The sequence below is a fragment of the Erythrobacter sp. RANMB8 genome (genome assembly GCF_056848235.1).
In genome coordinates this window covers 30,442-56,971 of the sequence record NZ_JBREHG010000017.1, presented here as the reverse complement: position 1 = coordinate 56,971, position 26,530 = coordinate 30,442, and the positions used below count along the sequence as shown (strand labels likewise).

General features: G+C 67.5%; 23 protein-coding genes and 1 tRNA gene. 11 read left to right on the top strand and 13 right to left on the bottom strand.

What is annotated here, in order from left to right:
- Positions 1-139 precede the first annotated feature (139 nt).
- The 3 genes from ACU0AG_RS15215 to ACU0AG_RS15205 all read right to left on the bottom strand — a co-directional run bounded on the left by ACU0AG_RS15215 (position 140) and on the right by ACU0AG_RS15205 (position 5,516).
- Positions 140-2,254, bottom strand: coding sequence for a prolyl oligopeptidase family serine peptidase (locus ACU0AG_RS15215; protein WP_482783129.1), 2,115 nt, complete (start codon positions 2,252-2,254; stop codon positions 140-142).
- Between the two features lie 62 nt (positions 2,255-2,316).
- Positions 2,317-3,009: a DUF3592 domain-containing protein gene (locus tag ACU0AG_RS15210; protein ID WP_482783128.1), complete on the bottom strand. Its 693-nt coding sequence runs from the start codon at positions 3,007-3,009 to the stop codon at positions 2,317-2,319.
- A gap of 14 nt (positions 3,010-3,023) precedes the next feature.
- The gene (locus tag ACU0AG_RS15205) at positions 3,024-5,516 is read right to left on the bottom strand and encodes a hypothetical protein (RefSeq protein ID WP_482783127.1); all 2,493 of its coding nucleotides are present in this window, start codon (positions 5,514-5,516) and stop codon (positions 3,024-3,026) included.
- Positions 5,517-5,696: 180 nt separating this feature from the next.
- Between ACU0AG_RS15205 and ACU0AG_RS15200 the strand changes: the two genes are divergently transcribed.
- On the top strand, positions 5,697-6,236 hold the full coding sequence (locus tag ACU0AG_RS15200; RefSeq protein WP_482783126.1) for an ECF-type sigma factor: 540 nt from the start codon (positions 5,697-5,699) through the stop codon (positions 6,234-6,236).
- Here the strand turns inward: ACU0AG_RS15200 and ACU0AG_RS15195 are convergent.
- The 6 genes from ACU0AG_RS15195 to ACU0AG_RS15170 form a co-directional block, all read right to left on the bottom strand.
- Positions 6,233-8,650, bottom strand: a complete 2,418-nt coding sequence (locus ACU0AG_RS15195; RefSeq protein WP_482783125.1) for a serine/threonine-protein kinase — start codon at positions 8,648-8,650, stop codon at positions 6,233-6,235. The genes ACU0AG_RS15200 and ACU0AG_RS15195 overlap by 4 nt on opposite strands.
- 53 nt (positions 8,651-8,703) lie before the next feature.
- Entirely contained in the window at positions 8,704-9,399 is a 696-nt protein-coding gene (locus tag ACU0AG_RS15190) for an AprI/Inh family metalloprotease inhibitor (protein ID WP_482783124.1), read from the bottom strand.
- Positions 9,396-9,914 carry a hypothetical protein gene (locus ACU0AG_RS15185; RefSeq protein ID WP_482783123.1) on the bottom strand — a complete coding sequence of 173 codons (519 nt, stop codon included), beginning with the start codon at positions 9,912-9,914 and terminating at the stop codon, positions 9,396-9,398. The genes ACU0AG_RS15190 and ACU0AG_RS15185 overlap by 4 nt, the downstream gene beginning before the upstream one ends.
- Before the next feature lie 4 nt (positions 9,915-9,918).
- Entirely contained in the window at positions 9,919-11,115 is a 1,197-nt protein-coding gene (locus tag ACU0AG_RS15180; RefSeq protein ID WP_482783122.1) for a hypothetical protein, read from the bottom strand.
- A gap of 243 nt (positions 11,116-11,358) precedes the next feature.
- A complete protein-coding gene (locus ACU0AG_RS15175) occupies positions 11,359-12,261 on the bottom strand; it encodes a hypothetical protein (protein WP_482783121.1) in 903 nt (300 codons plus the stop codon).
- Between the two features lie 96 nt (positions 12,262-12,357).
- Positions 12,358-13,611 (bottom strand): S8 family serine peptidase, encoded by a 1,254-nt coding sequence (locus ACU0AG_RS15170; protein ID WP_482783120.1) that lies wholly within the window; start codon positions 13,609-13,611, stop codon positions 12,358-12,360.
- 44 nt (positions 13,612-13,655) lie between these two features.
- Between ACU0AG_RS15170 and ACU0AG_RS15165 the strand changes: the two genes are divergently transcribed.
- Both ACU0AG_RS15165 and ACU0AG_RS15160 read left to right on the top strand, forming a co-directional pair.
- Positions 13,656-14,189, top strand: coding sequence for an RNA polymerase sigma factor (locus ACU0AG_RS15165; RefSeq protein WP_482783119.1), 534 nt, complete (start codon positions 13,656-13,658; stop codon positions 14,187-14,189).
- On the top strand, positions 14,186-14,908 hold the full coding sequence (locus ACU0AG_RS15160; RefSeq protein ID WP_482783118.1) for a zf-HC2 domain-containing protein: 723 nt from the start codon (positions 14,186-14,188) through the stop codon (positions 14,906-14,908). The genes ACU0AG_RS15165 and ACU0AG_RS15160 overlap by 4 nt, the downstream gene beginning before the upstream one ends.
- A gap of 78 nt (positions 14,909-14,986) precedes the next feature.
- Here ACU0AG_RS15160 and ACU0AG_RS15155 read toward each other — a convergent pair whose 3' ends face one another.
- From ACU0AG_RS15155 to ACU0AG_RS15145, 3 genes are all read right to left on the bottom strand, one after another.
- Entirely contained in the window at positions 14,987-15,331 is a 345-nt protein-coding gene (locus tag ACU0AG_RS15155; RefSeq protein WP_482783117.1) for a hypothetical protein, read from the bottom strand.
- 89 nt (positions 15,332-15,420) lie between these two features.
- Entirely contained in the window at positions 15,421-17,718 is a 2,298-nt protein-coding gene (locus ACU0AG_RS15150) for a putative bifunctional diguanylate cyclase/phosphodiesterase (RefSeq protein WP_482783116.1), read from the bottom strand.
- Between the two features lie 26 nt (positions 17,719-17,744).
- Positions 17,745-18,383, bottom strand: coding sequence for a cupredoxin domain-containing protein (locus ACU0AG_RS15145; protein ID WP_482783115.1), 639 nt, complete (start codon positions 18,381-18,383; stop codon positions 17,745-17,747).
- Positions 18,384-18,474: 91 nt separating this feature from the next.
- On the opposite strand from ACU0AG_RS15145, the gene ACU0AG_RS15140 reads away from it, so the two are divergent.
- Together ACU0AG_RS15140 and ACU0AG_RS15135 are read left to right on the top strand one after the other, a co-directional pair.
- A complete protein-coding gene (locus tag ACU0AG_RS15140) occupies positions 18,475-19,521 on the top strand; it encodes a DUF3034 family protein (protein WP_482783114.1) in 1,047 nt (348 codons plus the stop codon).
- Positions 19,522-19,537: 16 nt separating this feature from the next.
- Complete coding sequence (locus tag ACU0AG_RS15135) at positions 19,538-20,077, top strand: group I truncated hemoglobin (protein WP_482783113.1); 540 nt, start codon at positions 19,538-19,540, stop codon at positions 20,075-20,077.
- Between the two features lie 164 nt (positions 20,078-20,241).
- On the opposite strand, the gene ACU0AG_RS15130 is transcribed toward ACU0AG_RS15135, so the two are convergent.
- Positions 20,242-20,332, bottom strand: a tRNA-Ser gene (locus ACU0AG_RS15130).
- Between the two features lie 290 nt (positions 20,333-20,622).
- Here ACU0AG_RS15130 and ACU0AG_RS15125 point away from each other — a divergent pair.
- From ACU0AG_RS15125 to ACU0AG_RS15100, 6 genes are all read left to right on the top strand, one after another.
- Positions 20,623-21,441 carry a DUF1134 domain-containing protein gene (locus ACU0AG_RS15125; protein WP_482783131.1) on the top strand — a complete coding sequence of 273 codons (819 nt, stop codon included), beginning with the start codon at positions 20,623-20,625 and terminating at the stop codon, positions 21,439-21,441.
- 59 nt (positions 21,442-21,500) lie between these two features.
- A complete protein-coding gene (locus ACU0AG_RS15120; RefSeq protein WP_482783130.1) occupies positions 21,501-22,676 on the top strand; it encodes an amino acid aminotransferase in 1,176 nt (391 codons plus the stop codon).
- Between the two features lie 230 nt (positions 22,677-22,906).
- Positions 22,907-23,335 (top strand): response regulator transcription factor, encoded by a 429-nt coding sequence (locus ACU0AG_RS15115; RefSeq protein ID WP_482783112.1) that lies wholly within the window; start codon positions 22,907-22,909, stop codon positions 23,333-23,335.
- Positions 23,332-24,201: a YaiO family outer membrane beta-barrel protein gene (locus ACU0AG_RS15110; RefSeq protein ID WP_482783111.1), complete on the top strand. Its 870-nt coding sequence runs from the start codon at positions 23,332-23,334 to the stop codon at positions 24,199-24,201. Before ACU0AG_RS15115 ends, ACU0AG_RS15110 begins: the two co-directional genes overlap by 4 nt.
- Positions 24,202-24,219: 18 nt before the next feature.
- The gene (locus tag ACU0AG_RS15105) at positions 24,220-25,005 is read left to right on the top strand and encodes a hypothetical protein (protein WP_482783110.1); all 786 of its coding nucleotides are present in this window, start codon (positions 24,220-24,222) and stop codon (positions 25,003-25,005) included.
- Between the two features lie 17 nt (positions 25,006-25,022).
- Positions 25,023-26,519 carry a glycosyltransferase family 2 protein gene (locus tag ACU0AG_RS15100; RefSeq protein WP_482783109.1) on the top strand — a complete coding sequence of 499 codons (1,497 nt, stop codon included), beginning with the start codon at positions 25,023-25,025 and terminating at the stop codon, positions 26,517-26,519.
- The last annotated feature ends 11 nt before the right edge of the window (positions 26,520-26,530 follow it).

Sequence of the window (26,530 nt, the reverse complement as noted above, 5' to 3'; positions counted from 1 at the left end):
TTCCCTTCTCCGCCAACGTCCGAATCTGACGAGACAGCCCCCGATGCCCGGCGCCTCCCGGTGCTGCGCACGTTCATGGTCATCGGCCGTGATTCTGTCCGCCGCGGGCCTGTGACCGTGCACGCGCCGCGGTGTTGTGTCAGCGCGATTGCTGCTCCCAGGCGAAGGCATAGGTGTCGGCCACCTGCGCGCTGCGTACATCCTCGGCGGTGCCCACGCCGTGGCCGGCCTTGGTCTCACCGCGCAGGTAGATCGGCGCATCGGGCCATTTCGCCCGCGCCCTGGCGACCCATTTGGCGGTCATCCACGGTGCGACGCGGCGATCGTTCAGGCCGATCATCATCAGCGTCGGCGGCGGGGGGGCGGGGCTGGTTGTGATCATGTGGTAGGCATCCATCGCGATGAGGTCGCGGAACTGCTGCGGATCGGACGGATCGCCGATCTCGGCGAACTGGTTGGCGCCGTTCTCGGCCGCGCCGATACGCGCCGGATTGACGATGCCGACACGGGTGACCATCGCCCCGAAGGCTTCGGGATGGCGCAGCGTGGCGGTGGGCACGAGGACGCCGGCCATGCTCGCGCCGGTCACCAGCGGGCCGCCTTCGGGCGCGATACCCATCGCGGTCAGCGTTTGCGCACAGGCGGCAAGGTCTTCCATCCCGCGCGGCTTGTTGGGGCCGCGCCCGCCTTCGTACCAGTCGCGCCCGCGCTCGCCCCCGCCGCGCGTGCCGCACCAGGCGAAGGCCCCGCCCTTGTCGAGCCAGGCCATCTGTTCGCGGACATAGACCGGCTCAACATTGTCGGTGGCATAGCCGCCATAGCCCTCGACGATGGTCGGGGTGCGCCCGCTTGCGCCCTTGCGGCGCAGCACGACCATCGGCACGCTGGTGCCGTCCTTGCTGGTCGCCTCGACGCGGGTCACGGCGATCTCGCGTGCGCCTTCCCACACCTCGGCGGCAAGGCCGGTGGGGGTGACGACGCCGTCCCTGACCCGCAGTGCGGTGGTGCCATGCGTCCAGCCACCCATCGTCAGGCTTGCGCCCTTGCGGTCGGCATCGGCAGAGAGCCCGAAGATCGAGCCTTCGAAGGGCAGGGCGACCTCGCGTGCCGGTTCGCGTCCGTCCGCCAGGAACCACAGCTGGGCTGCACCATCCCGCGAGGCGCTGATATAGATCCCGTCGCCGGTGCTTTCGAAGCCGCGCAGCAGGCGTTCGGGCGAGCCTTCGAACACCACTTCGGGCGTGCCCGGAGTGCCGTCCGCGCCGAGCCGATAGCGCAGCAGCGTTCCGGCGGGGTTGGTCCTGGTGGTCTGCACGAACAGGTCATGGCCGCGCGCGAAGGCAAAGGTGACCTTGTCCTCCAGCCCGGCGACCTTGCGCCATTGCGGCTCTCCGGCGAGGAGCGAGGCGGCAGGGGCAATCCAGAATTCGTTATCGGCCCGCGCGCCGGCCCCCGCGCCCAGCACGAAGGGCTCGCCCGCGGGCGCGACCACCAGCGGGAAGGCCTCCGGCGGCACCAGCATCCCGTTGCCCAGCACCTGCACCGGGCTGCCGCCGGTGACAGGGGCGATAAAGGCGGTCATGCCCAAGATCGGATCGACCCCTTCGGCGGGCACCGCCATCTGGGTGTAGAGCACCTTGTCATCGCCGATGAAGCTGACCGAGAATTCGCCCCAGATGCGCTCGATCGCCGGGCCGATTGGCTGGCCGGTGGCGATGTCGATCAACAGCACCTTGCCCGCTTCCGACCCGCCGCTCGACACGTGGATCGAAAGGCGGCGGCAATCGGGGGCGATTTCATAGGCTCCGAAGGCCGCCAGCGGATCGCCGGTCAGCACCGCCGGATCGAGGAAGGGGCGCTCGCCCGCGGCATCGCGGATGTGGAGCTTGGGCAGACGGTCGCCCGCACCGGTGCGGGTGAACAGCGCGATCTCGCCGCACTGCTTGTAGCCGCCGATGCGTTCAAGGTTGGAGGAAATCTCGCCCAGCCGCTGCGCGAACCACGCACGTTCGGGCAGGGCATCGAACATGGCGCGGGCGCGGGCGTTTTCCGCCTCGACGAAGGCGAGCATCTCGTCGCGGTTGGCCGGGTCTTCCATCCAGCGGTATTCGTCGGTGAGGGTGATGCCGTGCACCGTCTCGGTGACAGGTTCGCTTCGCACCGGCACGGGCTGCGCGGCAAGGCCGGCACTGATCGCGCTGGCCCCTGCGGCCACCAGCAGCGCGGCGCAGCGCGCCCGGAAAGTCTGTTGCATCACCTTTAAACCCCCCTGTTCGAAAATCCCCGCGCCAGAATAGCGGAGGCAAGGCGCTGTCGTCACGCCAGAATTACGGCATAATTGGTCTGATCCGCCGGATCGATTCTGACCCTGAGCGCACCGCTTGCAAGCAGCGGGGCGGGATCGGTCGGCAGTGGATCGCTGACAAAGCGCAGCGCCGCGCCGGTGGTGGGCCAATCGGCCTCGCAGGCGATCCGGAACCAGCGCCCGCCGCTGTCGGAGACATTGGCGTCGAGAAAGACCTCGATGAGGCGCGCGGGCAGATCGATCCCCCGCCGCGCCAGCACCCGCGCCCGGCGGCGCGTGGCGAGGGCGGAGCGGATGGCGCGCCACGACATCCACAGCAGCAGCAGCCCCATGCCGCCGGTCAGCCCCGGCCCAAGCGCCCGCGCCGACCAGCTGTCGATCACCGCTTCCTCGGGCGCGGCAGGATCATAGCGCACCGCCACCTCCTCACCCCGGCGATACCCCGGCGGATTGCTGCCGAGGGTGCCGGTAAAGCGATGCTCGGCCCCGGCAGCGTCGCGGTAGGTGACGACAGGATAGTAACTCGCCTTGCCATTGCCGGTGGTCGACCGCTCCAGATCGACCACCGTCCCGGTCGCCTCAGCCCCCGCGCCTGAGAACAGCGGATCGCGGCTCAGCATCCACCCGGCAATGAGGAGCATCACCGCCCCCACCGGCACGAAGATCACCGAAAGCCAGCCGATCGAGGCGCGGGGGGAGGTCATGGCCTACTTGCCCGTCAGACCGAAGGTTTCACGCCGCCCGTGCGCGCCTTGGACGCGTCAATCTCGGCCTGAAGCTTGGGGACATACAGCTTGCCCACCGCACTTTGCACCTCGAACCGGCTCTTTTCCGGATCCTGTTTGAGGTTGCCCGCAACCACGCTGGCCATCGTGTCGGTGATTTTCTTGACGCCGCCGGCGCACGGCACGTCGTAGCAGCGCTTGGTCCATACCGCCTGAACGAACTGGTAGAAGCTGTCGACGCTGGCCTTGGTGATTCGATCCTGGCTTTCCTTGACCCCCAGCTGTGCGAATTTCTGCGCTTCCGATCCGGGCGCATCCAGCGCGGCGAGTTCGGCCGGGATGCCTCCCGCGTTGCTCCCCAGTTTCTTGATCGAGGATAACTTGGTGCCGAAGCTGGTCAGCTTGACCACGACCCGGCAGGTCTCGTCCTTGCACTGCGGCAGCCACTTGGCGTTGAACTTGCCCGCCCAGCTTTCCAGCGCAAGGCCGACCTGGCCTTCCGGTGTGGCCGGATCATATTGCGGTTCAGGGCCAGCGGTGACCTTCACCCCTTCGGGCGACACCGCAAAATTCTGCGTGCACCGGGTCTGGAAGTGGCAGTTGAATTCGGCCCCGCCGGGGGGCAGCTTCACTTCAAGCTGGGGCAGTAGCAGGGTGTAGTCGAAGCTGGTAGACCACACTGCCAGATCAAGGAAAAGATTGGCGGTGATCCCTGGCGTCACGCCGATGCTGAAGTTGTAACGCGGGTCGCCGATCGAAAACTGGCTCGACTGGTTGTCTCCCCTGACTGTCAGCGGCACCTTCTCGCCCGAGGTGATCGCGCGCGGGCCGGTGCCGGCGAGCATATCCTCGAAGTCGAAGGTGAACTTGTCGCTGTGCAGCGTCACCTGCACCGCCGGATGCAGCTTGGCCCCGATCACCCCGAGATTGCCGCGCGTGCCGAGAAAGTCGATCTCGCGGATCGGATGGGGTTTGCCGACGGTCGGCTCGCCAGGCGCAGGCGGCAGGAAGTTACCCCCTTTGAGCGGTTCCGGGAAAAAGGTGGTGAGATCGATCGAGGTGCCGATCGGCGGGGTTTGCAGCACGCCGACCACCGGCAGCTTGGCCTGAAGCCCGGCGCTGAACCCGACCTCGGCAACGAACTCCTTGCCGCCGAACAGTTTTTCGTCCGGCATCCCGGCGGCCTTGAAGTCCGCCACGCCGCCGTCGATCGGCCTGAAATTGACTGTGAGAGCTGCCTTGTCCTTGCCTTCGTAGGCATAGGTGCCGTTCACCTCCATCGGGAAACGCAGCCCGAGGCCATAGTTGAACTCGACCCAGCCCTCGGCAAAATAGGTCTCCTTGCACCCCAGCAGGCACCAGTTGATCGACTTCTGGATGCGTTCGCTCCAGCGATGGGTGCGGCCGAGTGTAAACCCGGCGACGAACATTTGCCGGTCGAGCTGCGTGGTAGTGGGCTTGTACTTGTCGGCAATCGGTGCTGCGATCATCTTGGCCTTGGGCGCGGGCAGGCTGCTTTGCGACAACACGTTCTTGCCCAAGGCAGAGGTCGCAAGGTCGATTGCGTCGATCTCGGGTATGAAGATCGCCTGTTCGATGGTGGTCTCGCCGCTGTTGGCCAGCTCGTTGGCGAGTTCATCGTCCGTCATTTTCTCGTAGCGGGCCAATTGCTGCGCTCCGATCTTGGCATTGATCTGCGCGCGGGTGCCGGTTCCGGCCATCTGCTTGCGGAGTTCAGCCACGTGAGCCATCACCTTGGCACGCTCGGCAGTGCGCTGCTGGCGGGTCTTGGCGATCATCGCCGCGCGGTCGCGCCCCTCCACGAAGCGCGGGCTCTTGGGATCGGCCATCTCCGCTTCGAGCCGTTCATCGGTCACCAGCGACGCGCAAGGCACCCCGGCCTGCGCCAGACGGCTGCGATTGGCTGGCGTCGCGCAGGCGCCGGGCTTGAGTTCGTAGCGCACGATCGACTGGACAATCAGGCCGCGCTTGCCCTCATAGGTTCGGGTCTGTTCGCCGCGGACGTCGGCCAGATCGGTCATGCCGCGCAGGCGGTTCGCGATGTTGAGCGCCAGCCGCTGATTGCCGAGCAGAGGTTTGAAATCGACCTTGGCATCGCCCAGCCGGACGTTGGTGGCTGTGCGCATCTGGTCCGCGTTGAGAGTGCGGGTGACCCCGAAACTGGGCAGTTCGTCGCTCAGTGTGCGGCGGCCGATGATGATCGATCCAGGCAGGCGCTTGGCCGTTGCCTCGGGCGGCGGGATGATTTCGAGCGATTCGGCAAGAGCGGTCGCCTTGGGATCTACCTTGATGTTCGCCGCCTTGACCTGCTGCTGCGGCGGGACGGTGGGCTGCGTCGCGCTTGGCGCGGGCAATGTCCGCACCGGCCTCCCTCCCGGAGCGGTCTGGGCGGCGAGGCCCGAAAGGCTGGTGCTGGCCGCCAGCGTGAACAGCACGAGGCGCAGGCCGGATGAAGTCTTCGTCATGATTACGTCCCCCCGATGATGGTCGTCACCGGGGTAGACGCAGACGGGCGGCACAGCCGGACAGGCCGGCGAAGAAATATTCTGCCGTTCTGCGATCGCGCTTGCCTAACCGCTTTGGCCAAGGCACAAATATCCCTGTCTTTTCAGACTGTCGGGGGGATGATGGCCGAGGGGGACGGAATGATGCGCGCGCCCTCGTCCGAGGCGCTCATCAAACTGCTCTATGACGAACTCCACCAGATCGCGCAGCGTGAACATCGCTGGGCGGGCAGCCCCGGCACGCTTCAGCCGACCGCGCTGATCGGCGAGGCCTATCTCAAGATCAAGGGACGGGCGGACTGGCAGAGCAAGGCGCATTTCCTCGGCTGCGCGGCAACCGCGATGCGGCACGTGCTGGTCGATGCGGCCCGCGCCCGGCTGGCGGGCAAGCGCCATGGGGAACGCACCAGCCTGACCGGCGCGCTCGAAACACTCGCCGCCGAAAGCCATGACGATGAACAGCTGGTGGCGCTGGGCGATGCGCTGGCGGACCTTGCGAAGCACGACCCCGATCTTGCCCGGCTGGTCGATTGCCGGTTCTTCGTCGGCCTCAGCGAAGCCGAGACCGCCGAAGTGCTCGGCATCACCGACCGCACCGTGCGGCGCTGGTGGGTGCGCGCAAGGGCGTGGATCCATGCGCAGATGGCCGAAGGCGGCAGCGCACCGCCGCCCGCCGCCTAGGGCAGCTTCGCCACCCGCTCGCGGGTCTTGGCGACGCCTTGCAGGCCGAAAGTGGCCACTGGGCCGAGCGCTTTCCATTGCTCCTCGGCTTTGTCGAGCGCTGCCGTCGCGGCGGCTTTGTCCCCATTCTTCAAGGCGATGATCGCCTGCGTCAGATCCAGCTGGGGCTTGAGCGGGCTGCCGGGCGGGAAAGCGCCGATGATCGGCTCGGCCCGCGCCAGCCGGGCCCGGGCTTCGGCGATCTTGCCCAGTTCGGCGGCGGTCTGGGCGCTATAGATGTCCTGCATCACGACTGGCTGCGACTGTTCGCCCAGAAAGCGCGCAAGCATCGGCCGCGCCTCATTGCCTGCCGCTTCGGCAGAGGCGAACTTGCCCTCGGCCAGTTGCTGGCGCGAATAGAGCGAGAGGTCCGAGGCCAGCGCCGGGCTTTCCCCGTATAGCCGCCGCCGCCGCTCGATCAGGCGGCGCAGCACGTCGCCTGCCTGCGTGTTGCGATCGGTGCGCATCATCACCGCCGCGCGCAGCTGTTCGATGCCGAGCGCCTGGATCGTGTCGCCCAGCCCCGCCTGCGCCATCAGCCGGTCTGCCCGCGCGAACACCGCAGCCGTCTCTGACAGACGGTTGCCTTCGATCAGATAGACCAGCAGGTTGGTATAACGGACCTGCAATTCGGTCTGGTTGCCGGAATAGGCCCGCTCGGCACGGTCCAGATCGCCGATCAGCGCAATCGCCTTGTCCAGATTGCCCTCGCGCCGCGCAAGGCTGGCGCGGGTGCCGATGACTTCCTCCTTGATTTCTGCGGCGTCCGGCGCGTCGGGGGGCAGCAGCGCTTCGGCTTCATCGAGCAGACGGGCCACCCTGTCAGGCTTTCCGGTGAACAGTTCGGTGTTGGCGAGACTGTTCATGAGCCGCGCGGTTTCCACCGGGCTGTCCTTTCCGATGCCTTTTTGAAGGGCAGTGTCGAGGAACGACTGCGCAGAGGCAGCATCCTGAATGAAGATATACAAATCGGCGACGGCATTGGCGCTCGCGCCTGACCGTTCGCTGCCATCGAGCGTTTCGAGCAGGCGCTTGGCTGTCTGGTCGAGCGACTGGCGGAAGGTGAGGTCGCCCGACAAACTGCCCTGCGCCAACGCCAGCGTCATGGTCTGCACCATCGAATCCGTCCGCCGCGCTTCGGCCAGCGCGCGGTCGCGTTCGTCCTCGGCGATGTTCGCTTGCCGGGTGGTGGCGATGATCCCGCCGGTCAGCGATACCAGCACGGCGGCAGCGGCGGCGGTCTGCCAGCGGTAGCGCCGCAGGAAGCGCTTCACGCGGTAACCGGTGGTTGCCTTGCGTGCCGCGACGGGGCGGAATTCGGTATAGGCGTCGAGGTCTGCCAGCAGCGCCGCGACGCCGGGATAACGCTCGGCCGGGTCCTTGCGCAGCGCCTTCAGCACGATCGCATCGAGATCGCCCGCCAACCGCGCCGCGGGAATCGCGGCAGGCCCGCGCGCCTCGGCCCGGCTCGGCCCGCGCACTTCATCCTCGACGATCCGGCGCACCAGCGTCGAGAGCGGGCTGCCATTGTCGCCCCATGGCTGGGTGTCGGCGAGCAGGGTGTAGAGCACCAGCCCCAGCGCGTGGATATCGGTCGCCACGGTCACCGGCCCCGCGGTTAGCTGTTCAGGCGAGGCGTAGTGCAGCGTCAGCACGCCGCCGGTGATCCCCGACCGTTCCGGATCTTCGGCGAGCGAGGCGACCCCGAAATCGAGCAGCCGCGCCCGCCCCTGCCGGTCGATCAGGATGTTGGACGGCTTGATATCGCGGTGCACGATCAGGTTGGCATGGGCATGGGCAGCGGCCTCGCACACCTGCCGGAACACCGCGAGGCGGGTTTCGAGCGCGGGGTTGGTGCGCGCCACCCAGGCGCCCATCGTCTCGCCCTCGACATAGGCCATCGCCATCCACATCCGGCCTTCGGGTGTGATCCCGCCGTCGATGAAATGGGCGATGTGCGGGTGATCGAGCCGCGCCAGCATCCGGCGTTCGCGGGCGAACAGCTTCTCGTCCACCGCCATGTCGACCCGCAGCAGCTTCAGGGCAACCTGCTGGCGGAAGGAGGGATCGTCGCGGGTGGCAAGATAGACCTCGCCCATGCCGCCGCGCCCCAGCAGGCGGTCGATCACGAAGCCGCCGATCTTCGTGCCTTCGGCCAGCGCGGCCGGCTGCGGCGCGTGACCCCCACCGATACCCGGCGGCCCGCCATCGAGCACGCCGGTGAGTTCGGCAGCGGCGAGCATCCGTTCCACCTGCGCCGCAATCTCGGGCGTCAGCCCGGAGAGCGCTGCCGTGCGCGCCGCGCTGTCCAGCGGCGCGATCCTGTCGAACGCCGCCATGATCGCTTCCCAGCGACCGGAATCCGTATCTGCCATAATCTGTCCCCCTGCCGCCTATCATGCTGCGAACGCGGCACTTTCGTCAATTGTCAGCGTTTGGCGGCAGGCCCGTACCAGTAGCCCAGCCGCCAGCGGCCATCGTCGCTGCGGTGGGTTTCGGCGCCGTCGGGCGTGAAGGCGATTTGCGCGTCGTGCGGCCCGGAGAGCAGCAGGCGCATCCCCTCCATGGTCCAGCGATTCATGCGTGCGAGCGCCTTGCTGCGGCACTTGCGCACGCTCACGCGCCCGCCCTCTTGCGGAGCGGCGAGATTGGCGGGCGGGCCGAACTGGAGGATGCAGGGGCGCTGGCCTTTGGCGGTAAACTGCCATGGCCCCTCCCACTCGCCCGGCTGGCGCAGGCGTTCGAACCCCTTGATGGCGGGCACAAGGTAGAACTGCGGCGCGGCAACGCCGGGGCTGGCGGGGAGCGCGGTCTCGTCCTCCTCGAAGCGCATCAGGGTCGCCCCCCTGGCATCGAGCAGCCGCATCCCGTCCTCGAATGTCCAGCCGGTGGCTTTTGCAGCGGCGGGGGCATAGGTCGCACAGGGCGCGCCTGCCGCCGCCTGCCACCCGCCGCGTGCCGGTTGGAGGGTGAGGGTGACAGGGCAGACGGGCGCGCCATCGACGGGGACGATCTGCCAGTCTCCGGCGAGATCGGCGGCCATGGCGAGGCTGGTGCCCGCGTCCTCCTGCGCCGCCGCGCCCGCCGCCAGTGCGAGCGCCAGCAGACCTGCCAGCCGGATCACGGCGCGACTGCGCGGGCCACCGCGCTCGCCTGTTCCAACGTGGCGTCACGCCCCGATAGCGTCACCACCACCGAGCGGCGTTCGTCGTAGAACACCTGAAGCGTCTTCGCCATCGGTGCCGCCCGCCACAGCGCCGCCTTGCCGAGCCCCGGCACATCCTCGGCCGGTTCCATCGCCCCGTCGCCGGTGCGCGATTTCTCGATCTCTTCGGGCGTGGCATCGTCATAGGGCGCCTCGCGGGTCAGCACCGTCGCCATCGCCCCGCCCGCGCCGCTGTATTGGCACATCGAGGTCGCCGCCGTGTTCTCGGTCATGGGCGACATCGGGGTGAGGTTGGCGGTCTCGAAAGCCATGCCGGTGAGCCCCGAAAGCTTGCCGACATCGAGCATCGCGCAGGCCTGCGTCGCATCCCAGCCGCTGGCGGTGGGAGCCGACGCGGCGCCCGCTGCGCTGTCTTCCCCGCCGCACCCGGCCACCCCTGCCGCCAGCGCGGCCATGATCATCATGCGCTTCATTGTCTCAAACTCCGAACAAGGTGCCGCGCTGGTCCCGCGCAATGCAGCGCGCGCCGCCCGAAACCAAGGCACCATTGGTCTCGTTGGAGACCGTCATCTGCCACCACATGCGACCGTCGGTGTTTTGCTTGGCACGGATCTGCACCGCTTCGCCGTAGCCCTGGAACTTGCCCGAGATCATGGTCAGCCCGCACAAGGCTTCATCGACCGGCACCAGCCACGCGGAGCCGTAGTCACCCAGCATCTCACCCCCGAGCGTCCGGCTAAACCATCCGCGGTATTCGGTGGTGGCCCCAAGCGTGAAGGTGGCCGCGTTGGCATCGATCGTGCGGCTCGATTGGGTGCGATAACGCACCATCGGCCAGATCGCGTCACCGTGCGAGGTCATGCCGCCGATCACCATGCCCGAACAGCCCCAGCCGTTCAGCCGCTCGTCGTTCTTCACCGGGGTCGCCACCAGCGCCTCGCCGCCGCCATTGAGCTTGCCGCCGATGGTCGAGAGGAAGATGGCGTGCTTGGGATGGCCGCCCTTCTGGACCAGTTGCTGCCCGGCATCGCAGGTGCTGAAGACCCGCTCGGGCCAGTGCTTGACGATGGCCGTGCCCTGCTTGTCGGCAATCGGCACGAACTTCTCGCGCCCGGCACAGATCGCCGTCGCCCGGGTCTGGCCCGAGCTGGAATCGCCCCGCAGAACATAACGCGCCCCGCCGCTGGCGCCCTTGTCGACCAGCAATTGCACCCGCTCGCCGGCACCCTGGAACTTGCCGGAAACCTCGGTCAGAAGGCAGATATGGGTTTCGACCTTGGGCAGCAGCGTCGGCGGATCGCCAACCTCCCACGAGAAGGTCTGCGGCTGGAGCGGCTGGGTTAGCACCCACTTGAAGATTTCCTCCGGTTCGCCGACCGAATCCTTGCTTTCCTGCGGCTTGGCGGCGGGCTTGGATGGCGGGGCGGCTGGCTTTTCGGCGCCGGACGACTGACCGCCGCCGCCGCCGATCTTGATCCCGACCAGAGGCGGGGGCGGGGTGACGTCGAGGTTCTTGATCTCCCCCGATTGCGGCGTCGGTTCGGGCGTTGGCGTCGGCGCGGGAGCCGGCTTCCTGATGCGGATCGGCTGCGCGCCCTGCTGCGCTTCTGCCGCTGTGACACCCGTCATTCCGCCCGCCAGGATCAGCCCCAGCGCGCTCATCAAGCCCGCCATTCGCAGCCGGCTTGTCCTTTTCCGTCCCTTTGCCATGCGCCTTCCCTTTCGAAGTCATGCGCCCGGCGGAACCCCGTGTCCCGTTCCACACGCGCATCACCCTTGAAGACGCACTGGCTGCGCCGAACCGGACACACGATCAGCCGGACGGGAAGAATTCCGGCCACTTCGCGCGTCGTGCTGCGCGCATGAACCGGCCCGCCATCCGCCAGCAGCGGACAGCGGGCCGGGGGGAGGGGGCGATCAGTGCGGGGTGTTTGCGGCTTCGGCCTCAGGCAGCGGGGCGGAGACCGGCTCTCCCGCGCTGCCGCGGGCCTCGCCTGCAACCAGCGCATTGCCGGACGCGCTGAACATGCCAGCGGGCAGCGTGCGCGTGACCTTGCCCTGCCTGACGATCACCTGCTGCACTTCACCGCGCCCGTTGGCGATCACTTCGCGCACCTTGCCCAGCGATGCGCCGTCCGGGGTCATGACCGGCATGCCCGGCGAGACGGTGGCCATGCCCTGCCCCGCTGCCGCCGCCGAACCGGCCACAGCCAGCGCAGGTGACAGCAGCGACGCCGCGCCAGCACCGCTGGCTCCGCCGCTGCCCTCGCCCGCGATCCCGCCGGTGGCGGGCATGGCGGGCAGGGCAGGCACGGCTGCGTTCTGCACCGCGCCGCGGGCTGCTCCGGTCGCGGTGCCAGCGGCGTTGGCGGCGAAGGCCCGTGACGCGCCCGCCACCGGGGCGAGCGTGCCGGTGACAGCATCGGTTCCGATCAGCTGCGCACTGGCGCTGCCCTCACCGCTCGCCGATCCGCTACCGCTGGCCTGCGTCATCGCACCCATCGGCGGCACGACCAGATCGGCAAGGCTCGCGGTCGAGCCGGTGAGCGAGCCTTCGGCGCTGCGTTCGGCAGTGACGCTGCCCTTGCGCGCATCGACCGACTGGCTCCCGCGGGTGGAACCGCGACCGCTAACGGTGCTGTCAAGCGTGCCGCGCACGGTGGTGGTGGTGCGTTCGATGCTGCTGCCAAGCGTGCCGCCGAGACCGCCCCCGAGGCCGCCCCCGAGGCCGCCGCCAAGGCCGCCTCCACCAAGCAGCTGCGCCTGTGCGGCAACGGGGATCAGCGCGATGGCGCTGGCGGCGAGGATAAGCTTTTTCATGTCTGTCTCCTTTCACGTGTCCAGCGGGCCTTCGCTTGCCCGCCCGAAAGGAAAACGGATGGGGCGACGCGCCTAATGCATCGCCTGTGCGAAAAATCACTTCCGCCGCGCGCAGCCTTCGCACAGCAGGCCGCGGCCGTAGGTCGTGTCGGTTCCCCGCGGGCCGAGATCGCGGGCCTCGGCGTCCACTTGCGCACGCCATGCGCCCCCGTTGCCGAACGCCGCCGCCACCCGTGCAGCCGCAAGCGGCGCGGCAAAGCTGGTGCCGCGCCATGCCCTGATCCTGCCACCCGCATCGCGGGCATGGACCCCTGCGCCGGGTGCGGCATAATCGAGGTTCAGCGCCCGCCCTGCCTCGATCAGGGCGCGTCCCTTGCGGTCCACCCCGGTGATCGCGATCACGCCGTCATAGGATGCAGGGTAGGCGGGCGGCGCGGCCGGGCCGTCATTCCCGACCGCAGCGACCACCACCACGCCCTTGCGCCGCGCCGCCTGCACCGCCTTCTCCACCAGACCATTGCGCGGTCCGACGAGGCTGACTGTCACCACCCGGCAGCCGTTCGCGGTCAACCAGCCCAGCGCCCGCGCGATGGCCGAGGCATTGCCGCCCGCCGGGTCTGTCCCGTAGACATCCGCCGCCCACGGCAGGGCGGCACCATTCTCGTGCAGCAGGCTTGCCACCGCGCTGCCATGGTCCGAGGGGTGCGGCGCGCCGGCGGCGAAGCCCTTCTGCGCAGCGACCGGCACCGCCTTGCCGACCCCGCCATCGATCATCCCGACCTTGACGCTGCCGGTGCCGGTTGCCGCCTGTGCCCATGTCGCCAGCGGCAAGGCGCGGGGGGACATGTCCGCTCCTGCGCCGAAATGGAGCGTGTCCGCATCCAGCTGCATCGCGGGCGCAAGCTCTGCCGCACGGGCCTGCGCCGCCGCCAGTGTCATCCCTGCCGGAACCGCAAGGCGGGCAAAGGCAATGTCGAGCCCTTCGATCTGTTCGCGGCCCAGCACCCGGAATCCGGCCTGTTCCAGCACCATCAGCTCCGCATCGCTCGCCCCGGAGGCCAGCAGTTCGCCGCGCCGGGCAAGATCGCCGCTCCGGTCACGTTCGATCGCCTGCGGATTGGCGCGCAGCAGCCGGTCGAGCGTCCGCTCGCGCAGGCGCAGCAGGCGGCGGGCCTCGCGTGCGGTAAGCGCGCCCGCCTCGTCCACCGTCCGGTCAAGCTGCCCGGTCACATCGCCAAGCACCCCGCCAACCTGCGGCACGCGGACCGGCACGCCCGGCACCTGCAACTGGGCCGCCAGCGGAACCGCCAGCATCGACGCCAGCACCGCTATCGCCAGAAGTCTCGTCACACCGCCCATCATTGCCTCTTTCCGTCAATCAGCATTAAGCATGGATGAAACGGACAGGCCCATCCGTTTCATCCGCAGAAAGGCACAAGTTGTCCCGAAGCTTCGAAAACCAGGTGCTCGAACTGCTGCCGCGTTTGCGGCGGTTCGCGATCGGGCTGGCCGGGTCGAGGGCAGACGGCGACGACCTGTGCCAGATGACGATCGAGCGCGCCCTCGCCCGCCGTGAGCAATGGCAGGAGGGGACGCGGCTCGACAGCTGGATGTACCGGATCATGCGCAACATCTTTATCGACGAGGCCCGCGCCACTTCGCGACGCCGGGAGACCTTCGTGGACGCGGAAGCGGGGCTGGCCGTGGGCGGCGCGGGAGCGCAGGAAGCGGCGGTCGAGCTGTCGCTGGTGGACCGCGCCATGGCCCGCCTGCCCGAAGAGCAGCGCGAGGCGGTGCTGCTGGTGATGGTCGAGGGCTGGTCCTACAAGGAAGCTGCCGAGATTGTCGGCTGCCCGGTGGGCACACTCAATTCGCGGCTGGTGCGCGGGCGCGACGCGCTGCTGGCGATGCTGGAGAATGCGCCATGAGCGTGACGGAAGAAATGCTCGCCGCCTATGCCGATGGCGAGCTTGGCGCGGCAGAGCAGGCCGCGGTCGAGGCGGCAATCGCGCAAGATCCGGCGCTGGCCCGCAAGGTCGAGGCCCATCGTGCGCTGAGGGCGACATTGTCCGCGCATTATGCGCCGCTTGCCGCCGAAGCGGTGCCGCCTGCCCTTGCGGCGCTGCTGGCTTCGCATACGCCTGCCAGCGATAGTGGCGGCGGGGCAGAGGTCGTGAGCCTTGCTGCGGCGCGGCAGAAGCGCGGCCTTGCGCCGGTGATGCGCCGCTGGGCACCGGTTGCCGGTCCGGCGCTGGCAGCCTCGCTGGTGCTGGCGGTGCTGCAACCGTGGCAGGCGCGCGCGCCCGAAGGCTATGCGCAGGGCGACCTGGCAGCAGCGCTCGACACGCAGCTCGCCGCGACCCAGCCGGATGGCGCGGCCACCCGGATCCTCGTCAGCTTCGAACGCGAGGGCGGGGGCCTGTGCCGCGCATGGCGGGGTGAGGGCAGCGGCGGGATTGCCTGCCGCGATACCACCGGCTGGAAGATCGAACGGCAGTTTGCGCTGGGCGAGACGCAGGGCACCGCATTCCGCCAGGCCGGCAGCGAAGCGGACCTGCTCGCCGCAGCCCAGGATATGGCGGCAGACGGGGCGCTTGATGCCGCAGGAGAGCGCGCTGCCCGCGATCGTGGCTGGCAGCAGCCCTGATCCGGCCGGATGCAAAAAAGGGGCCGGCGTTCGTGCCGACCCCTTTTCCGGTGCCTCGGTGGAAAATGCGGCGGCGGATCAATCCACCGTCACGGTGCCCATGCGATAGCCGCGCTCGGCCATTTCCTTGATGTAGTGCTTGCGCTCCTTGCGCAGCTCACGGGCATATTCTTCCCACGCATCGCGCAGATCCTCGATGTCGCTGGCCCGCCTGAGGTCCGCGCTCAGTTCCTTCTGCGCTTCGGTGATGTCGATACGGTAATCGAACCACAGGCTGTTCTGGATGCCGGCGATCGGTGCGGTGAGGATCAGGCGTTCCTCCTCGCGGGCGAGGCGTTCTTCATAAAGATCCGCGACCGCAGCCTGCCCGGCCGTAGCCAGCATGGCGAGAGCGATGATCGGAGTGGCAAGCGCAAGTTTCATATCGTGTCTCCTGACTGTTCATCCTGCCCCGGCGGAGCAGTCAGACAGGAAACGGATGGGCCGCGCGATTTAATGCATGACCCCGGCGATCACGCCCGCAGGCGGCGATGATACCCGGCATCGTCGCGCAGGAGAGCCATCACCTCTTCCGCGCCAACCGGTTTGGAGAACAGGTAGCCCTGGACATTGCGGCACCCTTCGCGTTCGAGCGCTTCGAACTGTGCCATGTCCTCGACGCCCTCGGCCAGCGTGTCCATGCCCAGCGCATCGGCCAGCGTGGTGATGGCGCGGATCACGGCATGGCCGTTGTTGCTGGAGCCCAGATCATCGACAAAGGTCTTGTCGATCTTGACCTTGTCGAAGGGGAAGGCGCGCAGGTAGTGCAGCGTCGAATAGCCGGTGCCGAAATCATCGAGCGAAATGCGCACGCCGAGCTTGCGGATCGCGGCAAGGATGGCGGTGACCTTGGTCGTATCGGCGGTGAAGATGCTTTCGGTCACCTCGATTTCGAGCCGGTGCGGCGCAAGGCCGCTGTTCGACAGCGCCTGCACGATCATGGCCGGCAGGCCGCTGTAATTGAAATGCTTGGGCGTGATGTTGACCGACACGGTGAGATCGCCGGGCCATGTGCTGGCCTGACGGCAGGCTTCGCGCAGCACCCATTCGCCCAGCGGCAGGATCAGCCCCGTTTCCTCCGCCAGCGCGATGAAATCCCCCGGCGCAACCAGACCGCGGGTCGGATGGTGCCAGCGCACCAGCGCCTCGAACCCGGTGATGCGCTGCCGGCCCAGCGAATAGAGCGGGTGATAGACCAGCTCGAACTCTCCCCGCTCGATCGCGGCGCGCATGTCCTGTTCGGTCTCGCTGCGCTGGCGGGCATGGGCATCGAGCGCCGGTTCGAAGAAATGGAAGGTCGCCTTGCCCTTGTCCTTGGCGCGGTAGAGCGCAAGGTCGGCGCGCTTCATCAGTGTGCTGACCTCGTGGCCATCAGCCGGCGCCACGGCGATGCCGATGCTGGCCGAACAGTCGGCCTTCTGCCCTTCGACCGGGATGGAGGCGACCAGACTCGCCTTCAGGGCTTCGGCCAGCCTTTCGAGATCCGCGGCCTCGTCCAGTCCGTCGAACATGATCGCGAATTCGTCGCCGCCGAACCGCGCGATCAGGGCTTCGGGAAAATCCTTGCGCAACTGGTCGGCCACCGCCCGCAGCAGTGCATCGCCCGCCGGATGGCCGAGCGTGTCGTTGACCACCTTGAAATTGTCGAGATCGACGAAGGCCAGCAGCAGCCGGCTGTCGGGGCGGGTCTGCAACAGCGCCAGCCCCAGCCGTTCGACGAACAGCTTGCGCGTCGCCAGCCCCGTCAGGCTGTCGTGCAGGCCGATATGGATCTGCCGTTCGCGCTCCTCGATCGCTTCGACCATGCTGACGAAGCTGCGCGCCAGCCTGCCGATTTCGTCATCGGTATCGATGCCGAGCGCGATTTCCCGCCGCTGCCCGATCATCCGGGTGGCCTCGTCCAGCTGCTGCAACGGCCCGGTCAGGCTGCGGGCCACCTGCCAGCTGAGACCGAGCACCAGCACGATCCCGCCCATCGCCAGCATCACCAGCAAGCCGTTCAGCCGCGCAAACTGGGCGAGCGACTGTTGCAGCGAATGGCGCAGCACCAGCCGCGGGGCGATGCCGTCCTGCAATACGGCAAGATCGGAGACGTAATAGAGCGCAGGCTCGGCCTCCTCGCGCTTTGTCACGCCGCCGGTGCGGGCCGATTGCAGCCAGCGCGGCAGATCGCCGGCCTCGACCACGCGGGCCTCCAGCGCGATCGGTGCCAGTTCGACCAGCCGGTCAAGTTCTGCCCGGTCAAGCGGCTGGGCAATGACCAGCCAGCCGATCAGGTCGGGTGCCTCGATCGGGGCCGCGGCGGCGAGCGCCAGCCCCTTGCCCGATGCGATGATGCCGTTCCTGCCGCCCGCGTCGAGCCGCGCCCACAGGTCTTCGGGCGCGGGAATGCCCGTGCGGTCGGCGGCCAGCACCGTGCCGTCCAGCGTCAGCACGAAGGCCGCGTCGCTGCGCACCCGCGCTTCGAGACTGGCGAGCGCGCTGGCGATGGTGGCGGCATCATCGGTCGCCACCGCCTCGCGGAACCCGAAATCGCGCGCCAGCACATCGGCCTGATCGCCCATCTGACGGGCGCGGGTAGCGAGAATTTCGTCGAACACACGCGCATTGGCCGCCAGATCGCGCGCCGCGCCAAGCTCTGCAAAGCGCGACACCTCGTTGCTGGCGATCGACACGATCAGCGCCAGCACCGCCGCAAACAGCGAGGCATAGAGCACCGCGATCCGCGTTTGCAGCGAACCGAAGCGCCGTCGCCGCAACAGTGTCAGCATGCGCTGCGCAAGGCCCGGCAGCGGGATCATCGCAGGTTGACCCGGACCGTGTGCGACTGCGCACCGCCGCGCACCACCAGCGCCGAACGGCTTTCGTTCGAAGGGCTGCGCAGCTGCGGGTGCCATACCGTCAGCCCCGCATCGCCCGCTGCCATGCCTTGCAGCGTGACATAGCCGTTGTGATCGGTCTTGGCCGCAAACGGCGTGTCGGTCACGCGGATATAGCCGCGCATCTCGTCATGGATGTTGCAGCCCAGCTTGACGCTGCCTGTCACCGGGAAGGTATGCGTGCGGGTCTGGTCGCGGCCGTAAAGCTCGATTTCGAACCGCGCGGGCTTCGAAAAGCTGTAGATCGAATGGCGCACGCTATCGAGGTTCGGGAAGGCGACCGTGCTGCCCCTGGCGATCACCAGCGTGCCGGGCACAAATTCCCGCCCCTTCTGGGCCATCCCCATCTTCCAGGGGAAGCGGATCGGACCGGCTGGCGCGCGTTCCGGGCGCAGTTCCACCACCGCATCGCGCACCGGCATCCCGTCGGCATCGATCACCTGCACCCGCAGGCTGGCGGGGGCGGTCGAAGCGACAGCAAGGCTTCCGCCTGCAAGCAGGACGAGGCTGGCAATCGCTGCTGATCCGAGCAGCCGGTGAGACAGGAAATGGAGCATGGCCGAGGCCGCATCATGCTACCGGAATCCTTAAGAATCCCTCGACGGGCGATTCAAGGAGAGTTTACCACTCCCCCCTATGGCTGCCGGAATGCCGATAGTTCCGCTCTGCCTTGCTGCGCTGTGTCAGACCGTGCCGGGTGCGGGCGAGGCTGCCGGAGGGACACAGGCACCGCCGCAGATCGCCTATGCCGCGGTGCTGGACGAACAGCCCGAGCCGGCGCCGCATATCGCCGTCGCGCCGGTCGGGATGGACGCAGAACCCACCCAGCGGGCGCTGGCGCCGGTCAGGGCAGCCAGCGGCTTTGCGGACGAAGGCATGCGGATCGGCAGGGTCGATGTGATGAAGGGCGGCAAGCTGCTGCTCACCAACGGGGTCAGCACGGTCGAAGGGTCATCGGGCGGGGGCCTCGCGCGGTGGGCGACGATTGCCGGACGCCAGATGCCCGGCGGGATCGGCCTTTCCGCCCACGGGACCATCGTGGAGCTGCCGGATTTCGGCTGGCGATCCTATGGCGCGGCGATCGGCTTTGGCGACCGGCTGGAGCTTTCGGTGGCCCGCGCCGCTTTCGATACCCGCGATGTCGGCGCCTTGCTCGGGATCGGGCAGGGCTACACCTTCGATGTCGACACCTACGGCGCCAAGCTGCGGCTGGCGGGCGATCTGGTCTATGGCGAAAGCTGGCTGCCGCAGGTTGCCATCGGGATCGAGCACAAGCGCAGCCGCGACGGCGCGCTGGTCCGTGCGCTGGGGGCCGCCGATGACGACAGCACCGATTACACCCTCAGCGCCACCAAGCTGCTGCTCGCCCGCAGCCTGCTGGTGAACGCCACGCTGCGCTATACCGAGGCCAACCAGCTCGGCCTGCTGGGATTCGGCAGTGCGGCGGGGGAAGGCCACAAGCTCCAGTTCGAAGGCTCGCTGGGCTACCAGCTGTCGCGCCGCGCGGTGCTGGGGGCGGAATATCGCACCAAGCCCGACAATCTTGGCCTCGGCGAGGATGACTGGATGGACATCTTCGCCGCCTATGCCCTGACCGATCATCTCACGCTGACGGCGGCCTATGTCGATCTCGGCACGATTGCCACCATCACCGGCCAGCGCGGCGGCTATCTGTCGGCGCAGGTTGCATTCTGATCGCGGGACCATGACCATGACGATGATCACAGCCACCGCCGCCGCCCTGCTGATGCTGATGCAGCAGGCGCCCGCCGAAGGCACCGATTGGGACGCGGAATTCGGCGTCGAACAGAAACAGCGCGATCCTGTCACCGGAGAATTTCCGGTCGATCCTTACGAACAATCCAATGCCAACGCCGGCGCCGCGCCCTATGACAATGCGCGGCTGGTGGCAGCCTTCGGCGGACGCGAGGGCATTCGCCGGATCGCGCTCCGCACGGTCGAGTTGAGCGAGGCCGATCCGCGCATCGCCGAAATCTTCGCCGCGCACGACATGATGCGGCTGAAGCGCACGCTGGACGAACAGTTCTGCTACCTGCTTGGCGCAGGCTGCGATTACACCGGTCGCGACATGCGCAGCGCGCATGACGGGATGGGTGTGACCAAGGCAGACCTCAACGCGCTGGTCGAAAACCTGCAAACCGCAATGCGCGAGGCAGGCGTGCCCTTCGCCGCACAAAACCGCCTGCTGGCAAAGCTCGCCCCGATGGCGAAGGATGTGGTCGGGAAGTGAGGCGACAGGCGCGGCGCCAGACACCGCCCAGGTCGCTCCAGACCCCCTCTAGACCCCCGCTAGGCCCCTTTTAGGCCTGTTTTGCGGGGTATTCGGGCAATGTTTCACGTGAAACATTCTTGCCCTTGCCCTGATCGGGAAAAGCACATCGCTCTGACGGGAAGTGGCGGAGACGGAGGGATTCGAACCCTCGGTACCCTGATAGAGTACGGTTCCTTAGCAGGGAACTGGTTTCAGCCACTCACCCACGTCTCCGGGCAACAGCGTTGGCTGTGAGGGCGGCGCTATAGTCGGCCTGTGTGCCAGCGGCAAGGTGGCTTGCAAGAAAAACAGCAGGGATGCTGCGCCTTGCCCTGCAACTTCGCAAGCTTGACCCTGCCGGAACGGGCAATTCGGCCACCATTCAGCCTCGGCGGCATAGCCCCGAACGGTTCGTCGCAATTCCGATTCGCTCCGGCGACAAGCGATTGCGGTGGCGACGCAACGCGATTCTGCTGCACTCTGGAACACTCCGGGGCTGACACGTTCCTGCGAAAGGCTGCATGATGATCCCGATGACCGCACGACCCACCGACCTCCGCCGCCGGCTCGCAGGCCTCGCGCTCGGGCTGTTTGCGAGCCTTGCGCTCGCGGCGCCTGCTGCGGCGCAGGAGCTTGAGAAATTCGATCCCGATCAGGCCTATAGCGCGCAGGGCACGGCCCCCGCAGCCGGGATCGATGCCGATCTGATGACTCCGCAGCCGCCGGCAACGCCTGCTCCGGCCGAGCCCGGCTTCGACAGCGAGTTCGGCGATTATGCCGCTGCGCCTCCGGCCGAAGCCGCCGCGCCTGCTGCCGAACCGGTTCCGGCGGCCACCGCCACCCCGGCCGCGGCCAGCAGCGCGACCTATGGCGAGGATGATCTGATCGGCGCGGCCGAAGGCGTGTTCGGCAAGGGCGCCGAAGGCCTCGCCAAGCTGATCGAGGACCTGCTCAGGAAGCAGGGCGAACCCAATGGCTATATCGTCGGGCGCGAGGCGGGCGGGGCTTTCATCGTCGGCGCACGCTATGGCTCGGGCACGCTGCACCACAAGGTCGAAGGCGAGCGCAAGGTTTACTGGACCGGCCCCTCGATCGGGCTAGACGCCGGGGCCAATGCCGCCAACACCTTCGTGCTGGTCTACAACCTCTACGACAGCGAGGACCTGTTCAAACGCTTCCCGGCGGGCGAGGGGCAGGCCTATTTCGTCGGCGGGCTGCACGCCAGCTATCTGCGGCGCGGCGATGTGGTGCTGATCCCGATCCGCGTCGGCGCGGGGCTGCGGCTCGGTATCAACGCGGGCTACATGAAGTTCTCGAAGAAGCAAAAGTGGATGCCTTTCTGAACCGCTAGGCGCAAACCCGGTTGCGATGCGCGGGCGTCCGCGCCATGGCGCTGCGCATGATGCTTGAACGACTCAGCCCGCAGGCGCCTGACGCCCTCCTCGCCCTGATCCGTCTCCACGCTGCCGACCCGCGCGAGGACAAGATCGATCTGGGCGTGGGCGTGTATCGCACCGAAGATGGCGCCACCCCGGTGTTCGCCGCTATCAAGGCGGCAGAACAGCGGCTGGTCGATACGCAGGACAGCAAGTCCTATCTCGGCCCCGAAGGCGACACCGGCTTCGTCAACGCCCTTATGCCCTATATCTTCGGTGCCGATCCGACGATGGGCGGGCGCATTCAGGGGATGCAGACGCCGGGCGGGACGGGCGCGGTGCGCCTTGCGCTGGCGCTGGCGCACAAGAGCGGCATCAGGCGCGTCCATATGGGCGTGCCGAGCTGGCCGAACCATGCGCAGATCCTCGCCGATCTCGGCATGGAGCTGGCGCCGTTCGATCACGCCAATGCCGATGGCACCGCCAACCTCGATGCCGTGCTGGCCGCGATCAACAGCGCAGGGGATGACGAGGCCGTGCTGCTGCACGCCTGCTGCCACAACCCCACGGGGATCGATTACACCGCCGACCAGTGGGCCGCGATCGCCGATGCCTTTGCCGCCAGCGGCACCTTCCCGATCATCGATTCGGCCTATCAGGGTCTTGGCCACGGGATGGAGGAAGATGCCGCCGGGATGCGCGCGGTGCTCGCCCGCGTGCCAGAGGCGTTCATCGCCTATTCCTGCGACAAGAACTTCGGCCAGTATCGCGACCGCGTGGGCGCGTTCTACATTCTGGCCGATGGTCAGGCGACGCTCGACACGGCGTTCAGCAATGCCAACGCGCTGGCCCGCGCCGCGTGGTCGATGCCGCCCGATCACGGCGGCGCGGCGGTGCGGATCATTCTGCGCGATCCCGACATGACCAAGGCCTGGCTGGCAGAGCTCGACACGATGCGCGCACGCATGCGGCAGGTGCGCGATGCGCTGGCGGCAGCGGGCACGGCGGGGCGGATCGATCTGGCTCCGCTCGCGGCGCAAAACGGGCTGTTTTCGATCCTGCCGGTCACCAAGGACGAAGTGGTGCGCCTGCGCGAGGATCACGGCATCTACATGGCCGCATCGGGCCGCATCAACATTGCCGGGCTGACCATGGCGAACCTGCCGAAGTTCATCGCGGCAGTGGCGGCGGTCGCGGTCTGATTCTCGCGTCCCGGCGTTAACCTTATCCGGCCCAAAAATGTTACCGCGTTAATTTTTCGCGGCCCTGCTGCCGCGCCTTCCCGCCAAGCCCCTGTTTTCACGAGAATCCGCTGGAAATGCGGGTGTGCGGCGCTGTGCGCTGCGCCGTGATGCAAACGATGATCACAGCACTTTGTTAACCATGCCCGATTAACGCTTGCCCTCGGGGAAACACGTAGGGGCCTTAGCGCGTGGCACGTATTCTGATTGCCGAGCCTGACAGGCACACAGGCGAGACCATCGCCCTGTGTCTGGAGCGCCATGGGCACGAAGTGATGCAGGTGGAAAATGGCGCTGCCGCGATTGCTTACATCGCCCGGCATGCGCCCGAACTGGTGCTGACCGAAATCATGCTGCCGATGCGGTCAGGCTATGACATCCTCGCCAGTGTCGAGCGGCTTGGCCTGGCGGCACATCTGCCGGTGCTGTTCGTCACCGCCTGTTCAACCGAACGCGAAATGGACCGCGCCCTTGCCGCAGGGGTGAGCGATTACATCCTCAAACCGTTCCATCCCGGCGAGCTGACAATGCGTGCCAATCTGGCGCTGGTGCGGCGCGCCGCGGCGGTCACGCCTGCGCTGGTGCGCACACCTGCCGGAAAACTCGGAGTTGCTGCATGATCTTTCTGCCCGATGCACTGCGAAAGATGGCGGCGCTGATTGCCGCTGCCGTGTTTTTTGCCGCGGTGCCCGCCGCTCCCGTGCTGGCGCAATCCGCCGAGGCAACGGTCGAGGGGCAGCAGGCCGGCGAACCGGAGGCCGGGAGGCAGCCTGCGATCCGTTCGGTCTTTGCCTCCGGCTCGATCGCCTTTGTCGAACTCAACGGGCAGGATCGCACCTGGTCGCTGGTCGGCGGCGGAGCGGCGATCAACACCTCGGCAAGCGGCGTGACCACGGCAGAGGTGCAGCGCGCCGGGCGTCCGGGCCTCGAAAACCTGCGCGGCTCGGTGCGGCATGACGAACAGCTGTCGAAGGACACCAGCGTCTATCTTCAGGCTTCGGCCAGCACGGGCGATCCCCTGCGCGAGGACTGGGGGGTCGGTGCCGGGATCGTGCAGCGCCTCAGCCGGCAATTGCAGCTGACGCTGGATGCCCGCGCGGCGCGCTATTCCACCCCCGATCCGGCAGCGCCGCGCCCGAGCTTTGTCGGGCTGGCGGTCAATCCCGGCGTGATCCTGTCACCCAAGGGCACGCCGCTGGAGCTGTCCGCACAGGCCATCGTGCTGCGCAACGACCGCAAGCAATGGCAGGTCGGCGGCGCGGTGCGGGCGCTCTATTACACCGGCGACCGCGATTTTTTCATGGCCGGAGCCTCGCGCTATCCCGAAAACGAACTGGGCGTGGTGCGGCAACTGACCTCGGCCTATGTCGGGTTGCGGCGCGAGCTGGGCGGAGGGATCGGCCTGCGCGTCACCGCCGAATACGCCGACCTCGAAGGTGCATGGAAAGCCCGGACGGTCAGCGTCGGGCTCGAAAAGAGGTTCTGACGGCACAACCGACACAACATGCCATCGCTCTCCGCTATCCTTGTCGATCTGGCGACCCTGCGGCTTCCCGCGGGCCTGATCGGCTTGCTTGTGGGGAGCCTGGTTCTGCTGGCGGTGATCGCAGCGTGGCTATTGGTGCGGCGCGTGATCGCGGCGCGGCGGCATGACGAGCGGCAAAGCGCCAGCCTGTTTGCGGTGCGCGAGATCGGGTCGCTGGTGCTGGGCGATGGTCCGGTCGATCTCGATCATCTGCGCACCGTCTTGCAGGCGGCACCGATTGCGGCGGTGCTGCAATTCCTGCGCCTGCATCGCGGTGCTCCGCAAGCGCTGGTGATCGGTCAGGCCGAACTTGCAGGCGTGTTCGATCCGGCGTTGAAGGCGCTGGGCTGCGGCATCGCCTCGCGCGAGGCCGAGGCGCTGAAGCAGCTGCAATATGCACGGGCACCGCGCTTCCGGTCGGCGGTGCTGCGACAGGTCATGCGCGGCGCGACGCCGCAGCTGCGATGCGAGGCGCTCTACACTTTCATAGCCATGGGCAGCACGCCATCCGAGGTGGCGCTGGCGGCATGGCTTGATGCCACCGGCCCAACCCTGACGCCACGCCATGAGGCCCTGTTCCACCTGATCGCCGAGCGGATGCCCGGCGTTTTGCCGCATCTGGCGCGCGCGGTGGAAAGCCCGCAGTTCCAGCCATCGCTCGCGGTGCTCGCCGCACAGAGCGAAAACTGGCACCACCCTCTGCCAGCACTGGGCCTTGCGGCACGCTGGCGTGCGCCCGCGCTGCGATCCGGCGGGTTGATGTGACGGGCGGTCCGGCGAGCATGATCAGCGATGGTGCGCTGGCGGTCTATGACCTGCTGGTGCTGATCTGCGTATTCACAGTGGTGCTGCGCAACGGCGCGGCGGTGATCCAGCTGGGTGTCGCCTGGTGGGGCACCCTGCGCGAGGCGAAGCCGACGATGGACGCCTTCGATCTGTGGCAGCGCACCGAACCCCATGCGCCGCGCATCTCGGTGATCGCGCCGGCCTATAACGAGGAGCTTTCGATCGCGCAGAGCATCCGTTCGCTGCTGTCGCTGCAATATCCCGATCTTGAGGTGATCGTCGTCAATGACGGGTCGAAAGACCGGACGATGGCCATCCTGCAAGACGAATTCGCGCTGTTCCCAGTCGAGCGCGAGATCGACCGCGCGCTGCACAACACCCGCGTGCGCGAGCGCTACGCATCGCCGGATTACGATAACCTGCTGGTGATCGACAAGGAAAACGGGCGCAAGGCCGACGCGATCAATGCCGGGATCAGCTATTCCAGCGGCGAACTGATCTGCGTGATCGATTCCGATTCCGTGATCGACCCCGAAGGCCTGTTGCGCGCCGTTCAACCATTCATCGAAGGCGACGGGACCGTGATCGCGGTGGGCGGCAGCATCCGCATCGCCAATGGCTGCACGATCGAGGACGGACACGTGGTGAAGGTCGGCACCGGGCGCGACTGGTTGCCGCTGTTCCAGACACTGGAGTATTTCCGGGCTTTTCTGGCAGGGCGGGTCGCCTCGGCGCGGCTGTCGATGCTGCTGCTGATCTCGGGCGCATTCGGCCTGTTCCGCCGCGATGTGCTGCTGGAGGCGGGGGGCTACCAGCATGATTCGCTGGGCGAAGATCTGGAACTGCTGGTGCGCCTGCAACGCATCGCGTGGGAGGAAGGGCGCGCCCATACGGTCGCCTATCTGCCCGAAATCTGCTGCTGGACCGAAGCCCCTGCCTCGATCGAAGGCGTCCGCAACCAGCGCACCCGCTGGCAGCAGGGCGGGCTTCAGGTGTTCTTCAAGCACCGCAAGATGCTGTTCAATCCGCGCTACGGGCGGCTGGGGATGATCGCCTTTCCGTTGCTGGCGCTGGAAGACCTGATCGGGCCGATTGTGGAGCTGCTGGGCTATGTGCTGATGGCTGTCGGACTGGTGCTGGGCATCATCGATCCGGCGATGGCGGTGCTCTATTTCCTGCTGACCTGCATGTTCGGCACGCTGATGAGTGCCGGCGTGCTGCTGATCGAGGAAGTCCAGCCGCGCCCGATACACGGCGGACGCGAGCTGGGCTGGCTGCTGCTGGCCGCGATTGCCGAGAATTTCGGCTATCGCCAGCTGATCCAGTATTACCGCCTGCGCGGGGTGGTGCATTTCCTGCGCAAGAAAACCGCCTGGGCTGCTGTGCCACGGGTCGGCTTTGGCGGTGGTTCTCCGCCTGCACCGCCTGCCGCAGCCGGTGTGGAGCGCCGGAAGGTCGACCTGACGATTGCCCATCGCGGCAATCCGGTTTGAGCCGGAAAGTG

Bases quoted from the DNA above. Each gene is read 5' to 3' on its own strand.
- ACU0AG_RS15215 (WP_482783129.1), bottom strand. From the start codon at position 2,254: ATGCAACAGACTTTCCGGGCGCGCTGCGCCGCGCTGCTGGTGGCCGCA.
- ACU0AG_RS15210 (WP_482783128.1), bottom strand. From the start codon at position 3,009: ATGACCTCCCCCCGCGCCTCGATCGGCTGGCTTTCGGTGATCTTCGTG.
- ACU0AG_RS15205 (WP_482783127.1), bottom strand. From the start codon at position 5,516: ATGACGAAGACTTCATCCGGCCTGCGCCTCGTGCTGTTCACGCTGGCG.
- ACU0AG_RS15200 (WP_482783126.1), top strand. From the start codon at position 5,697: ATGATGCGCGCGCCCTCGTCCGAGGCGCTCATCAAACTGCTCTATGAC.
- ACU0AG_RS15195 (WP_482783125.1), bottom strand. From the start codon at position 8,650: ATGGCAGATACGGATTCCGGTCGCTGGGAAGCGATCATGGCGGCGTTC.
- ACU0AG_RS15185 (WP_482783123.1), bottom strand. From the start codon at position 9,914: ATGAAGCGCATGATGATCATGGCCGCGCTGGCGGCAGGGGTGGCCGGG.
- ACU0AG_RS15180 (WP_482783122.1), bottom strand. From the start codon at position 11,115: ATGGCGGGCTTGATGAGCGCGCTGGGGCTGATCCTGGCGGGCGGAATG.
- ACU0AG_RS15175 (WP_482783121.1), bottom strand. From the start codon at position 12,261: ATGAAAAAGCTTATCCTCGCCGCCAGCGCCATCGCGCTGATCCCCGTT.
- ACU0AG_RS15165 (WP_482783119.1), top strand. From the start codon at position 13,656: ATGAAACGGACAGGCCCATCCGTTTCATCCGCAGAAAGGCACAAGTTG.
- ACU0AG_RS15160 (WP_482783118.1), top strand. From the start codon at position 14,186: ATGAGCGTGACGGAAGAAATGCTCGCCGCCTATGCCGATGGCGAGCTT.
- ACU0AG_RS15155 (WP_482783117.1), bottom strand. From the start codon at position 15,331: ATGAAACTTGCGCTTGCCACTCCGATCATCGCTCTCGCCATGCTGGCT.
- ACU0AG_RS15150 (WP_482783116.1), bottom strand. From the start codon at position 17,718: ATGCTGACACTGTTGCGGCGACGGCGCTTCGGTTCGCTGCAAACGCGG.
- ACU0AG_RS15145 (WP_482783115.1), bottom strand. From the start codon at position 18,383: ATGCTCCATTTCCTGTCTCACCGGCTGCTCGGATCAGCAGCGATTGCC.
- ACU0AG_RS15140 (WP_482783114.1), top strand. From the start codon at position 18,475: ATGCCGATAGTTCCGCTCTGCCTTGCTGCGCTGTGTCAGACCGTGCCG.
- ACU0AG_RS15135 (WP_482783113.1), top strand. From the start codon at position 19,538: ATGACGATGATCACAGCCACCGCCGCCGCCCTGCTGATGCTGATGCAG.
- ACU0AG_RS15125 (WP_482783131.1), top strand. From the start codon at position 20,623: ATGATCCCGATGACCGCACGACCCACCGACCTCCGCCGCCGGCTCGCA.
- ACU0AG_RS15120 (WP_482783130.1), top strand. From the start codon at position 21,501: ATGCTTGAACGACTCAGCCCGCAGGCGCCTGACGCCCTCCTCGCCCTG.
- ACU0AG_RS15110 (WP_482783111.1), top strand. From the start codon at position 23,332: ATGATCTTTCTGCCCGATGCACTGCGAAAGATGGCGGCGCTGATTGCC.
- ACU0AG_RS15105 (WP_482783110.1), top strand. From the start codon at position 24,220: ATGCCATCGCTCTCCGCTATCCTTGTCGATCTGGCGACCCTGCGGCTT.
- ACU0AG_RS15100 (WP_482783109.1), top strand. From the start codon at position 25,023: ATGATCAGCGATGGTGCGCTGGCGGTCTATGACCTGCTGGTGCTGATC.